The sequence below is a fragment of the Duganella sp. GW822-FHT06D06 genome, assembly GCF_058799615.1.
On sequence record NZ_JBXALQ010000007.1, the window covers coordinates 237,981 to 251,467 of the forward strand.

At 65.0% G+C, this 13,487-nt stretch carries 10 protein-coding genes; 8 read left to right on the forward strand and 2 right to left on the reverse strand.

The features are described from left to right. Positions 1 to 2 precede the first annotated feature (2 nt). The 5 genes from AC1RMD_RS15585 to AC1RMD_RS15605 all read left to right on the forward strand — a co-directional run bounded on the left by AC1RMD_RS15585 (position 3) and on the right by AC1RMD_RS15605 (position 7,138). Positions 3 to 2,726 (forward strand): molybdopterin-dependent oxidoreductase, encoded by a 2,724-nt coding sequence (locus tag AC1RMD_RS15585; RefSeq protein ID WP_492927584.1) that lies wholly within the window; start codon positions 3 to 5, stop codon positions 2,724 to 2,726. Between the two features lie 51 nt (positions 2,727 to 2,777). Next, positions 2,778 to 4,148 (forward strand): glutamine synthetase family protein, encoded by a 1,371-nt coding sequence (locus tag AC1RMD_RS15590; RefSeq protein WP_492927585.1) that lies wholly within the window; start codon positions 2,778 to 2,780, stop codon positions 4,146 to 4,148. A gap of 105 nt (positions 4,149 to 4,253) precedes the next feature. Next, the gene (locus tag AC1RMD_RS15595; protein WP_492927586.1) at positions 4,254 to 5,375 is read left to right on the forward strand and encodes an ABC transporter ATP-binding protein; all 1,122 of its coding nucleotides are present in this window, start codon (positions 4,254 to 4,256) and stop codon (positions 5,373 to 5,375) included. A 12-nt stretch (positions 5,376 to 5,387) separates the two neighbouring features. Further along, a complete protein-coding gene (locus AC1RMD_RS15600; RefSeq protein WP_492927587.1) occupies positions 5,388 to 6,296 on the forward strand; it encodes an ABC transporter permease subunit in 909 nt (302 codons plus the stop codon). Further along, positions 6,293 to 7,138, forward strand: a complete 846-nt coding sequence (locus AC1RMD_RS15605; RefSeq protein WP_492927588.1) for an ABC transporter permease — start codon at positions 6,293 to 6,295, stop codon at positions 7,136 to 7,138. Before AC1RMD_RS15600 ends, AC1RMD_RS15605 begins: the two co-directional genes overlap by 4 nt. Here AC1RMD_RS15605 and AC1RMD_RS15610 read toward each other — a convergent pair. Together AC1RMD_RS15610 and pdxR are read right to left on the reverse strand one after the other, a co-directional pair. Next, positions 7,135 to 8,280 (reverse strand): MFS transporter, encoded by a 1,146-nt coding sequence (locus tag AC1RMD_RS15610; RefSeq protein ID WP_492927589.1) that lies wholly within the window; start codon positions 8,278 to 8,280, stop codon positions 7,135 to 7,137. The genes AC1RMD_RS15605 and AC1RMD_RS15610 overlap by 4 nt on opposite strands. Next, positions 8,277 to 9,788, reverse strand: coding sequence for a MocR-like pyridoxine biosynthesis transcription factor PdxR (gene pdxR / locus AC1RMD_RS15615; protein WP_492927590.1), 1,512 nt, complete (start codon positions 9,786 to 9,788; stop codon positions 8,277 to 8,279). The genes AC1RMD_RS15610 and pdxR overlap by 4 nt, the downstream gene beginning before the upstream one ends. A 75-nt stretch (positions 9,789 to 9,863) precedes the next feature. On the opposite strand from pdxR, the gene AC1RMD_RS15620 reads away from it, so the two are divergent. From AC1RMD_RS15620 to AC1RMD_RS15630, 3 genes are read left to right on the forward strand one after another with little or no spacing between them, the layout of a single operon-like run. After that, the gene (locus AC1RMD_RS15620; RefSeq protein ID WP_492927591.1) at positions 9,864 to 10,616 is read left to right on the forward strand and encodes a gamma-glutamyl-gamma-aminobutyrate hydrolase family protein; all 753 of its coding nucleotides are present in this window, start codon (positions 9,864 to 9,866) and stop codon (positions 10,614 to 10,616) included. A gap of 19 nt (positions 10,617 to 10,635) precedes the next feature. After that, entirely contained in the window at positions 10,636 to 12,006 is a 1,371-nt protein-coding gene (locus AC1RMD_RS15625) for a glutamine synthetase family protein (protein ID WP_492927592.1), read from the forward strand. A gap of 22 nt (positions 12,007 to 12,028) precedes the next feature. After that, complete coding sequence (locus AC1RMD_RS15630; RefSeq protein WP_492927593.1) at positions 12,029 to 13,480, forward strand: aspartate aminotransferase family protein; 1,452 nt, start codon at positions 12,029 to 12,031, stop codon at positions 13,478 to 13,480. Positions 13,481 to 13,487 lie beyond the last annotated feature (7 nt).

Consider the following 13,487-nt stretch of genomic DNA (forward strand, 5'->3'; position numbering starts at 1 on the left):
TCTTGAACCTGTCCACTGACCATCTTGCAGTACGCACCACCTGCGCCTATTGCGGCGTCGGTTGCGGCGTGCAGGCCACGCCCAAGGCCGACGGCACGATCGCCATCGCCGGCGACAAGCTGCATCCTGCAAACAAGGGCCGCCTGTGCGTCAAGGGCTCGGCATTGGGCGAGACTATCGGCCTGGAAGGCCGCCTGCTGTATCCGCAACTGCGCGACGCGGACGGCTTGCGCCGCGTGACCTGGGACGCGGCGCTGGATAAAGTCGCCGACGGCTGGCGCGCCATCATCGCCGAGCATGGCCCGGATGCGGTGGCGCTGTACGTCTCCGGCCAGCTGCTGACCGAGGACTACTATGTCGCCAACAAGCTGATGAAAGGTTACATCGGCAGCGCCAATATCGACACCAACTCGCGCCTGTGCATGTCGTCGGCGGTGGCCGGCTACAAGCGCGCCTTCGGCGAAGACCTGGTGCCGCTGTGCTACGACGACCTGGAACTGGCCGACATGGTGGTGCTGGTCGGCTCCAACACCGCGTGGTGCCATCCGATCCTATTCCAGCGCATCCTCAAGGCCAAGGAAAGCCGGCCGGAGATGAAGATCGTGGTCATCGATCCGCGCCGCACCGCCACCTGCGAGCTGGCCGACCTGCACCTGCCGGTCAAGGCGGGCACCGACGTGTGGCTGTTCAACGGCTTGCTGAGCTACCTGGCGCGCATCGGCGCGGTCGACCCGGCGTTTGTCGGTCACCACACCAACGGACTGGATGCGGCGCTGGAAACGGCCAACGTCGATTGCAGCGATCCCGCCGCCGTGGCGAAGATCTGCCGCATCGAACTGCCGGTGCTGATGGAGTTCTACGAATCGTTCGCCTCCACGCGCAAGACCATCACCGCCTTCTCGATGGGCGTCAATCAGTCGTCGGCCGGTACCGACAAGGTCAACGCGATCATCAACTGCCATCTGATCGGCGGCCGTATCGGCAAGCCGGGCATGGGCCCGTTCTCGATCACCGGCCAACCGAACGCGATGGGCGGCCGCGAAGTGGGCGGCCTGGCCAACATGCTGGCCGCGCACATGGACCTGGACCGTGCCGATCACCGCGAAGTGGTGCAAACCTTCTGGGACTCGCCTGCCATGGCCGCCAAGCCGGGCCTGAAAGCGGTCGACCTGTTCCAGGCGATTGAAGCGGGCAAGGTCAAGGCGGTGTGGGTGATCGCCACCAATCCGATGGTCAGCATGCCGGACGCGGACCAGGTGAGGCGCGCGCTGGAGAAGTGCGAGCTGGTGGTAGCCACCGACATCATGCAGAACACCGACACCAACGCCTATGCCGACGTGCTGCTGCCGGCGCTGGGCTGGGGTGAAAAGGACGGCACCGTCACCAATTCCGAGCGCCGTGTTTCGCGCCAGCGCGCCTTCCTGCCGGCGCCGGGCGAAGCGCTGCCGGACTGGAAGATCCTGTCGCTGTTCGCGCAGCGCATGGGTTTTGGCGGCTTCGATTTCCGCGGCGCCCAGGACGTGTTCGACGAGCATGCGCGCCTGAGCGGCTTCCGCAACGCCGTCGGCGGCGTGCCGCGTGCCTTCGACATGTCCGGCCTGTCCGGCCTCAATCAGCGCGAATACGACGACCTGGAGCCGACCCAGTGGCCGGTGCGTCGCACCGCATCGGGCGAGCTGCAAGTCGAGGCGCGTCTGTTCAAGGACAATGTCTTTGCCCACGCCGACGGCAAGGCGCGCTTCATCGCCACCGCCACGCGCGCGCCGGCCAACGCCATTTGCGAAGATTTCCCGCTGACGCTCAACACCGGCCGCGTGCGCGACCAGTGGCACACCATGACGCGCACCGGCAAATCCGCCACGCTGGCCGACCACATCGCCGAATCCTTCGTCGACATCCACCCGCAGGACGCGCTGCTGCACGGCGTGCGCGAGGGCGAACTGGCGCGCGTCAGCTCCGCATGGGGCGCGATGGTGGCGCGCGTGCAGCACGGCGGCGGCATCCCGCGCGGCAGCGTGTTCATTCCCATCCACTGGTCGGGCCAGACCTCGTCCGATGCGCGCGTTGGCGCCCTGGTCAATCCGGTGGTCGATCCGGTGTCCGGCGAGCCGGAATTCAAGCACACGCCGGTGCGCATCGAGCAGTTCCGCGTGAACTGGCATGGCTTCATCCTGAGCCGCACCGAAATGAGCCTCGACAGCGTGGCCCACTGGACGCGCATCCAGGGCCGCGAATTCGCCCGCTACGAACTGGCCGGCCGCAATACGATCAAAGACTTCGGCGGCTGGGCGCGCGAGCTGCTGGGCGTGGCCGACCTGGATGCCGACTGGCTCGAATACGAAGACCGCACCGCCGGCGTGTATCGCGCCGTGCACGTGGTGAACGACCGCATCGAACAATGCATCTTCCTGTCGCCGCGCCAGGACATGCCGTCGCGCGCCTGGCTGGCCAGCCTGTTCGTCAAGGACGAACTTAGTGAGATCGACCGTGTCGGCCTGCTGGTCGGCATGCCGGTCGAAAAGGGCGCCGATACCGGTCCTACCGTGTGTTCCTGCTTCGGCGTGGGCCGCAACACGATCTGCAGCGCCATCGTCGAAAAGGACCTGAAAACGGTGCCGGAAGTGACGGCCTGCCTGAAAGCGGGCGGCAATTGCGGCTCCTGCGTGCCGGAGATCAAAAAGATTCTTGTGCAAACCCGCGTGGAGGCGGAGGAAGAAAGGTTGTAAACATGGTAAATTAGACCATCGATCGCTTGATCATGACTATCGAGAGCGAACATGTCTATCCGTGAAAATTTCTCCGATGCCGATATGGACCAGTGGCTCAACGAGAACCGAGTCACTGAAATCGAATGCCTGGTGCCCGACTTGACGGGCGTGGCGCGCGGGAAGATCCTGCCGCGCGCCAAATTCACCCAGGAGCGCGGCATGCGCATCCCCGAGGCGGTGCTGGGCATGACCGTCACCGGCAACTACCCGACCGAGAACGCGGCCTACGACCGCGCCATCTCATCCACCGACCGCGACATGATCCTGCGCGCGGACCCCGGCAGCATCACCACCGTCCCCTGGGCCATCGACCCCACCGCGCAGGTGATCCATGACTGCTACTTCGCCGATGGCACGCTGGTCGACTTTGCCCCACGTTCGGTGCTGCGGCGGGTGCTCAAACTGTATGCGGACAAAGGCTGGACCCCGGTGGTGGGGCCGGAGCTGGAGTTCTACCTGACCGAGAAGAACATCGATCCCGACCTGCCGCTGAAGGCGCCGGTGGGCCGTAGCGGCCGCGCCGAAACCAGCCGCCAGGTCTACAGCATCGACGCCGTCAACGAATTCGATCCGCTGTTCGAGGACATCTACGATTACTGCGCGCTGATGAACCTCGACGTCGACACGCTGATCCACGAAACCGGCGCCGGCCAGATGGGCCTCAACTTCCAGCACGGCGACGCGCTGGCGCTGGCCGACAACGTCTTCTACTTCAAACGCACCTTGCGCGAAGCGGCGCTCAAACACGATATGTACGCCACCTTCATGGCCAAGCCGATGGCGGGCGAGCCCGGATCGGCGATGCATGTGCACCAGAGCGTGAGCGACGCCGCCACCGGTCGCAATATCTTCAGCGCGGCGGACGGTTCGCCGTCGGCCCAGTTCCGTCACTACATTGGCGGCTTGCAGCGCTACACGCCATCGGTGATGGCGATCATGGCGCCGTATGTGAACTCCTATCGCCGCATCGTGCGCCACACGGCCGCGCCGATCAACATCCAATGGGGTATCGACAACCGCACCGTGGGCTTCCGCATTCCGATCTCCGGTGTCGAGGAGCGCCGGGTGGAGAACCGCATCATCGGCGCGGACGCCAATCCCTACCTGGCGATGGCGGTGACGCTGGCCTGCGGCTACCTCGGTATGGTGGACCAGCTGGAGCCGACGCCGATGACCACCACCAGCGCGTATGACCGTTTGTTCGAGCTGCCGCAAGGGCTGCCGCAGGCGCTGGAGCTGCTGCGGCGCGAGGACCGGTTGCGAGATGTGCTGGGCGAGCGCTTCATCGACGTCTACACGGCGATCAAGGAACTGGAACACCAGGAGTTCATGACCGTCATCAGCCCGTGGGAGCGGGAGCACCTGCTGTTGCATGTGTGATTTCGTCATTTATAATCACGGGTTCGACAAAGCGCGCGGCCTGCGGTCGGCCTGCTATTCACGGGTTTCCCCGTATATTATTAATATCATTTATATTTTAATAACATGACCCAAGAGCGAGAACCCTTCCTGCTGATCCGCAACCTGGTTAAGGAATTCGACGGCGTCCGCGCCGTCAACGATGTGTCGGTGGCGATCAACAAGGGCGAGATCTTTGCGCTGTTGGGGAGTTCCGGCTGCGGCAAGTCCACGCTGCTGCGCATGCTGGCCGGTTTCGAGACGCCGACCCAGGGCCAGATCACGCTGGCCGGCAAGGACATCGTCAGCGTGCCGCCGTACGACCGCCCGATCAACATGATGTTCCAGTCCTACGCGCTGTTCCCGCACCTGACGGTATGGGACAACATCGCCTTCGGCCTGCGCCGCGACGGCCTGCCGAAGGACGAAATCGCCGCCCGCGTGGAGCAGATGCTGGCGCTGGTGCAGCTGGGCGCCTACGGCAAACGCAAGCCGCACCAGCTGTCCGGCGGCCAGCAGCAGCGCGTGGCGCTGGCGCGCAGCCTGGCCAAGCGTCCGCAGTTGCTGCTGCTGGACGAGCCGCTGGGCGCCCTGGACAAGAAGCTGCGCGAACGCACGCAGATGGAACTGGTCGGCATCATCGAGGAGGTCGGCGTGACCTGCGTGATGGTCACCCACGACCAGGACGAGGCCATGAGCATGGCGACCCGCATCGCCGTGATGAGCGAAGGCCGCATCCTGCAAGTGGGCGCGCCGGGCGAAATCTACGAAACGCCTAACTGCCGCTTCGTCGCGGACTTCATCGGCAGCGTCAATATGTTCAACGGCAGCGTGACGGTCGATGAGCCGGACCACGTCATCGTCGACACGACGGAATGCCGCCACTACATCACCCACGGTATTACCGGCACGGTGGGCATGCCGGTGTCGGTGGCGGTGCGTCCCGAGAAAATCGCCGTGCAGGCCGAGGCGCCGACCGCGGCGCAGCGCGCCAACGCCAGCGAGGATGGCTACAACTGCGTGCAGGGCGTGATCACGGCGATGGCCTACTTCGGCAACGAGACGCTGTACCATGTGCGCCTCGACAGCGGCATGGCGCTGAAGGTCTCGCGCACCAACGCGGCCCGCCATGACGACTCGGCGCTCAAGCGCGACCAGCGCGTCTACGCCTGGTGGGACGGCGCCGACGTCGTCGTGCTGACCAGCTAAGGCGGAGCGGCCATGAAATTTCTCAAGAACCTGCTGAGCGGGCGCTGGCTCACCGGCCGCAACGTGGTGATCGCCGTGCCGTTCCTGTGGCTGACGGTGGCCTTCCTGGTGCCGTTCCTGATCGTGATGCGCATCAGCTTCACCGAGGCGGACACCGGCGGCAATCCCTTCGGCACCCTGATGACGGTTGCCGACGGCGTCATCACGCTCAAGGTCAAGGTCTCCAACTACCTGTTCATCGCGCAGGACGAGCTGTATGCGCTGACCTATCTGAACTCGATCAAATTCGCCGCCATCACGGCCTCGCTGTGCCTCATCATCGGCTACCCGTTCGCCTACTTCATGGCGCGCGCCAAGCCGACGGTTCGGCCGGTGCTGCTGATGCTGGTGATGATGCCGTTCTGGACCTCCTTCCTGCTGCGCATCTACGCATGGAAGGGCATCCTGGCCAACAACGGCATCCTGAACCACTTCCTGATCAGCGTGGGCGCGATCAGCGAGCCGCTGCACCTGATGAACACGCAGTTCTCGCTGATTGTCGGCATGGTCTACGCCTACCTGCCGTTCATGATCCTGCCGCTGTACGCCAACCTGGTGAAGATGGACCTGCGCTTCCTGGAGGCCGCGGCCGACCTGGGCGCGACGCCGCTGCAGGCGTTCTGGCGCATCACGGTGCCGCTGTCGAAGTCCGGCATCATCGCCGGCACCATGCTGGTGTTCATCCCGGCGGTGGGCGAGTACGTGATCCCGGAACTGCTGGGCGGTCCGGAAACGCTGATGATCGGCCGCCAGCTGTGGGACGAATTCTTCACCAATAACGACTGGCCGCTGGCGTCCTCGGTGACGGTGGTGGTGATCTTGCTGATCCTGGTGCCGATGGCGATCTTCAATAAATACAAGGCAGAGGAGGACCGCCCATGAAGGGACATTCCAATTTCGTGCAGCGCTGGTTCGGGCGCGGCTGGCTGTCGCTGGGATATCTGTTCCTCTATCTGCCGATCATCGTGCTGGTGGTGTTCTCGTTTAACAGCTCGCGCCAGGACATGGTGTGGAGCGGCTTCTCGACCCAGTGGTATGCGGCGCTGATGGAGGATACGGAGATCATCAGCGGTTTCGGCCTGTCGCTGCGCATCGCGCTGCTGACGGCGTGCAGCTCGGTGGTGCTGGGGACGTTCGCGGCGTTTGTGCTGAACCGCTACCAGCGCTTCGCCGGCCGCACGCTGTTCTCGGGCATGGTCAGCGCGCCGCTGGTGATGCCGGAGGTGATCATCGGCCTGTCGCTGCTGCTGATGCTGGTGTCGGTGCAGAAGGCGTTCGGCTTCCCGGAGCGCGGCCTGGTGACGATCTGGCTGGGCCACACCCTGCTGGGCATGGCCTACGCGGCGGTGGTGGTGCAGTCGCGCCTCCAGGAGATGAACAAGTCGCTGGAGGAAGCGGCGATGGATCTGGGCTGCCGTCCGTTCCAGGTGTTCTTCCTGGTGACGCTGCCGAACATCACGCAGGCGCTGGGTTCCGCGTGGCTGCTGACGTTCACGCTGTCGTTGGACGACGTGGTGCTGTCGGCCTTCCTGTCCGGCCCCGGCTCGTCGACCATGCCTATCGTGATCTTCTCGCGCGCCCGCCTGGGCCTGGACCCGCGCGTGAACGCGGTGGCGGCGCTGACCATCCTCGTGGTGTCGATCGGCGTGATCGCATCGAGCCTGTACATGGCGCGCAGCGAACGCCTGCGCCAGAAGCAGGTGGCCGCAGCGGCCAAGGGCTAATCGACGTAGCCCTGCTTATATTCCCACCAGGCGCAGGCGACGAAAATCGCCGCGCCGCACCACAGCACCGCCGGTAGCGCATTGATGCCGGCGGTCTGCATCAACAGACCTGTCACCAGCGGCCCGCCGCTGCTGGTGATACCCCAGCTGGCATTGACCACCGCGCTGGCCGCGACCAGCGATTGTCCCTGGAAGCGCGCGCCGCACGCCACCAGCGAAAGCATGTAGATCGCCCCCGCCACAGCGCCCAGCATCAGCAGCAGCATCCACCACAGCCACGGCGTACCCGCCGCGAACGGCAGCAACGGCAGCAGCACGCACACCGCGATGCCACAGCCGGTGTGCACGCGCCGGCGCCCCACGTGGTCGGCCAGCCAGCCGAAGGCGAATTGCAGCGCGGTGTCGCCGACCAGCACCACGGTGGCCGACAGCAGCGCCAGTTCGGTGAGCATGCCCTGGCGAATCGCGTACAGCGGCAGCAGGCTCAATGCCAGCGTGTCGAACAGCGCGAAGAAGGCCGCGCCGACGGCGATCATCGGCATGCGCGGCAGCACCGCGCGCCAGGATACGTGCGGTTCGTCTTCCTCGGCCTGGCCGTCGTTGGAGATCAGCGCCATGCCGGGCAGGGCGAGCAGGAACAGCGCGCCGCAGGCGGCGAACGGCCACGCGACCTTGCCTTCCAGTCCGGCCACCAGCGCAGGGCCTATCAGCTGGAACAGCGTGAAAGCGGTGGTGTACATGGCCACCACGCGGCCGCGTGAATTGACCGGCGCCAGATGGTTGACCCACGCCTCGCCGATGGTGAACAGCACGCCCATGCAGGCGCCGAACACGAATCGCAGCACGCCCCACAGCAGCACGTTGTCGGTCGCTTCCATCAAGCCGGTGGACAGCGCGCCGATAGCGATGGCCCCTGTCATGCAGCCGCGCGGTCCGTGGCGGGCCACCCAGCGCGAGACGAAGGGTGTCGCCGCCAGGATGCCGAAGGCGCTGGCGGCGGTGATGATGCCGATGATGTCGGTGCCGATGCCGCGCTGGTCCAGCCGCAGCGCCGTCAGCGGAATGGTGGCGCCCAGTCCCAATCCGACCACGCCGATGCTGCTGACCAGCGCGCAGAAGTCTCGCCAGGGCATGTGCTTCATGCTGGCACTCCCGTCTCGATCAGGTCCGCCAGGATGCGGCCGTAGTGGCTGATCTTCTCCGGCGTGCAGTAGGCGTAACCGACCAGCAGCCCGCGCCTGGTCGGCCGCGCCAGGTAGTAGGTGGAGAGGGCCTTGACGCGGATCTCCACTGCGGCGGCCGCCGCTTCCAGCGCCACGTCGTCGGCGTCGTCGGGCAGCTGCACCACCAGATGCAGGCCGGATTCCTCGCTGGAGATGGTCACCTTGCCGCGCAGCCGGGGCGCGAGCTGCTGCACCAGCGTGCGGCGCAGCAGCTCGCGGCGGGCGCCATAGGTCTGGCGTATCTTGCGGATGTGGGTGGTGAAGTGGCCCAGCGCGATAAAGTCCGCCAGCACCGCCTGCACCGTCAGCTGGCCGGGGCGCTGAAGATCGTACAGCGCGCTCTTGAAACCATCGACCAGCGCCGGCGGCACCACCAGGTAGCCGACCTTGATGCCGGGGTAGAGCACCTTGGAGAAGGTGCCCATGTAGAGCACGCGGTCGTCGATGTCCAGTCCCTGCAGAGCCGCCAGCGGGCGGCCGGTGTAGCGGAATTCGCTGTCGTAGTCGTCCTCCAGTATCCATGCGTCCTTGCGCACGGCGATGTCGAGCAGTTCGCGCCGGCGGGCCAGGCTCATGACGGAGCCGGTTGGGTACTGGTGCGAGGGCGTGGCGTAGATCAGGCGCGGCTTGGTGGCCAGGTCCGACTCCGTCAGCACCATGCCGTCGTCGTCGACCGCGATCGGATGCAGCTTCAGTTCGCGCGACTGGAACACGCGGCGCGCGCCCCAGTAGCCGGGATCCTCGACCCAGGCGGTGTCGCCGGCGTCGGCCAGCAACTGCGCGCACAGGTCCAGCGATTGCTGGGTGCCGGCCGTGATCATCACCTGGTCCACCGTCACCTTCACGGAGCGCGACAAGCGCAGGTACTCGGTGATGGCCTGGCGCAGCGGCAAGTGGCCGCCGGACTGGCCGTAATCCAGCAGCTCGGTGCGCGCCTCGCGCCAGATGCGGTTTTGCAGCCGTTGCCAAAGTTTGAATGGGAAGGACGAGAAATCGTCCTCGCCCGGCGCGAAAGGCTGGATCTCGAAGCGCGGGCCGGCGGCAAAGCTGGTCAATTCGCGTCCCCGTCGTGACAACCGCGCCGGGCGGCCTTGCGGCGATCCGCGCGGCGCCGGGCCGGAACCACGCATGCTGGCGCGCTGCGCCTGCAGGTCCGCCACGTAGGTGCCGCTTCCCAGCTGGCTGGCGACATAGCCCTCCGCCGCCAGCTGCTCGAAGGCGGCGATCACCGTATTGCGCGAGATGCCCAGGTCGCGCGCCAGGTCGCGGCTGGACGGCAGCTTGCTGCCCGCGCCCAGCAACTGGCGGTGGATCGCGCTCTTGGCCGCTTCGTACAAACGGCGCTGCTGCGGCAGGCGCGGATGGAAGCCGGATTGCGCCAATGTCTGGGCTAGCAGATCGGAAGTGGGAGAGGGCGGATGCGGCATGGGGCTCAAAGTGGTTCCATCAATTTTAAACAAGTGGCACTCACAATGATACCAAAATAGGCATATGATGAAGCCATGCATAGCCCAATTGTCATCGTTCCCGCTTGTGTGAACCAGATCGGCGCCCATGCCAATCACACAGCCCAATTCAAATATGTCGCCGCAGTGGCCGATGGGGCGGGCTGCACGCCGCTCATCATGCCGGCCCTGGGCGCGGCCACCGATTTTGAAACGCTGCTGGCGCTGGCCGACGGCGTCATGCTGACCGGATCGCCATCCAACGTGCATGCCAGCCTGTATGGGCATGACGTGCTGGACCCCTCGCTGCCGCAGGACGCGGCGCGCGACGCCACCACGCTGCCCTTCATCCGGGCGGCGCTCAAGCGCGGCATACCGCTGCTGGCGATCTGCCGCGGCTTCCAGGAAGTGAACGTGGCGCTGGGCGGCACGCTGCACCAGGCGGTGCACAGCGTGGCCGGCATGGCCGACCACCGCGAACGCAAGGACCAGCCGCTGGAGCAGCAATACGCTGCCTCGCACCGCGTGCGATTGGAGCCTGGCGGGCACCTGGCGCGCATCCTGGGCGGCGCATCCGACATCATGGTCAATTCGCTGCACGGCCAGGGCATCGCCCAACTGGCGCCATCGCTGGTCGCGGAAGCACGCGCCGACGACGGCCTGGTGGAAGCCTACCGCGTAGCAAACGCCAGTAGTTTCGCGCTCGCGGTACAGTGGCACCCAGAGTGGCGCCTGGCGGAGAATCCCGATTCCGTCAGACTATTCAAGGCTTTCGGCGAGGCCTGCCACAACTATAAAAACCAACGCTAGAAAACAAAGAGAGAAAACCATGGCAATCCGCGAGAATTTTACCTATACCGACATGGACCTGTGGCTCAACGAGAAGCACGTCACCGAAATCGAATGCCTGGTCCCCGACTTGACCGGCGTAGCACGCGGGAAGATCCTCCCGCGCGGTAAGTTCACCCAGGAGCGCGGCATGCGCATCCCCGAAGCGGTGCTGGGCATGACCGTGACCGGCAACTGCCCGGTGGAAGACGCAGGCTACGACCGCGCCATCTCCGCCACCGACCGCGACATGGTACTGAAGGCCGATCCGACCACCATCACGATGGTGCCATGGGCCACCGATCCAACCGCGCAGGTCATCCACGACTGCTACTTCTCCGACGGCCGCCTGGTCGATTTCGCGCCGCGCTCCGTACTGCGCCGCGTACTGAAGCTGTACGCCGACAAAGGCTGGAAGCCGGTGGTGGCGCCGGAACTGGAGTTCTACCTGACCGCCAAGAACAGCGATCCCGATCTGCCTTTGAAACCACCTATCGGCCGCAGCGGCCGCGCGGAAACCAGCCGCCAGGTCTACAGCATCGACGCTGTGAATGAATTCGATCCGCTGTTCGAAGACATCTACGACTACTGCGACCTGATGAACCTCGACGTCGACACGCTGATTCACGAAATCGGCGCCGGCCAAATGGAGATCAACTTCCTGCACGGCGATCCGCTAGGCTTGGCCGACAAGGTGTTCTTCTTCAAGCGCACCTTGCGCGAAGCGGCGCTCAAGCACGATATGTACGCGACCTTCATGGCCAAGCCGATGGCGGGCGAGCCGGGTTCCGCGATGCACGTGCACCAGAGCGTGGTCGATGCCAAGACCGGCAAGAACATCTTCAGCGCCGAAGATGGTTCGGCCGCGCCGATCTTCAAGCACTACATCGGCGGCCTGCAACGCTATATGCCGTCGGCGATGGCGATCGTCGCGCCCTACGTCAATTCGTATCGTCGCATCGTGCGCCACACGGCGGCGCCGATCAACATCCAGTGGGGCATGGACAACCGCACCGTCGGTTTCCGCGTGCCGGAATCAGGTGTGCAGGATCGCCGCGTGGAGAACCGCATCATCGGCGCGGACGCCAATCCCTACCTGGCGTTGGCGGTCACGCTGGCCTGCGGCTACCTCGGCATGACCGAACAGCTGGAGCCGACGCCTATGACCGTCGGCAGTGCCTACGACCTGATGGTCGAACTGCCGCAAGGCCTGCCGGAAGCGCTGCAACTGCTGCGCGGCGAGGACAAGCTGCGCAGCGTGCTGGGCGACCGCTTCATCGACGTCTACTCGGCGATCAAGGATCTGGAACACCAGGAATTCATGACCGTCATCAGCCCGTGGGAGCGCGAGCACCTGCTGCTGCACGTCTGATCATTTAGATATAGGAGCCATCATGTCGAACAACTCATTGGCGCCAAGCGCCGCATTGGTCGCGTCGGTAAAGGCCGCCGCGCGTCCGGAAGTGTATGACACCGCCGCCATCCAGAAGCTGGACACGGCCCACTATATGCACCCCTTCACCGACCACAAGGCGCTCGGCGAAAAGGGCGCGCGCGTGATGGTGCGCGGCGAGGGCATCTATCTGTGGGACTCGCAGGGCAAGAAGGTATTGGACGGCATGTCCGGCCTGTGGTGCGTCAATGTCGGCTACGGCCGCACCAGCATTTCCGAGGCGGTGTACAAGCAGATGGAGACGCTGCCTTTCTATAACAGCTTCTTCAACACCACCAATATTCCGGCGGTGGAGCTGGCTGCCAAGCTGGTGAAGATATCGCCGCCGCAGTTCAACCACGTCTACTTCACCGGCTCCGGCTCGGAAGGCAACGACACCAATCTGCGCATGGTGCGCCGCTATTGGGACGTGTTGGGCTACAAGGAGCGCCACACCATCATCAGCCGCCACAACGCCTACCACGGCAGCACGGTGGCCGGCGCGTCGCTGGGCGGCATGGACGGCATGCACGCGCAGGGCGGCTTGCCGATCCCCGGCATCGTGCACATCGGCCAGCCTAACTATCTGGAATCCGGGCGCGGCATGACGGAAGACGAATTCGGCATCGAAGCCGCGTCGTGGCTGGAGAAGAAAATCCTGGAGGTCGGCCCGGACAAGGTCGCGGCCTTTATCGGCGAGCCGATACAGGGCGCGGGCGGCGTGATTATTCCGCCGGTCACCTACTGGCCCGAGATCCAGCGCATCTGCGACAAGTACGGCATCCTGCTGATCGCCGATGAGGTGATCTGCGGCTTCGGCCGGCTGGGCAAGTGGTTCGCGTCCGAGCTGTTCGGCATCAAGCCGGACCTGATCACTTTCGCCAAGGGCGTCACCTCCGGCTATGTGCCGTTGGGCGGCGTGCTGGTTGGCGACCGCGTGGCCGATGTGCTGATCGAGAAGGGCGGCGAGTTTAATCACGGCTTCACCTACTCAGGCCATCCGGTCGCTTGCGCGGCTGCGCTGGAGAATATCCGCATCATCGAAGACGAGAAGCTGGTCGAGCGCGTCGGTAACGAGACCGGGCCGTATCTGAAAAAGCGATTTGCCGAGCTGGCGGATCACCCGCTGGTTGGCTATGCTGACAGCTGCGGCTTCGTCGCGGGTCTGAACCTGGTGCGCGTCAAAGGCGCGACCGTGCACGAGAACGTGCCGTTCGACGAAGAGAAAGCCGTGGGCATGGTCTGCCGTGGCTACATGTTCAACAATGGCATGATCATGCGCGCCGTCGGCGACCGCATGATCATCGCGCCGCCGCTGGTGATGACCTGCGCGCAGATCGACGAGATGGTGGCGCTGATCCGCCATTGCCTCGACCTGACCTACGCCGACCTCCAGCAGCGCGGCTGGCTGTAAATCCTGA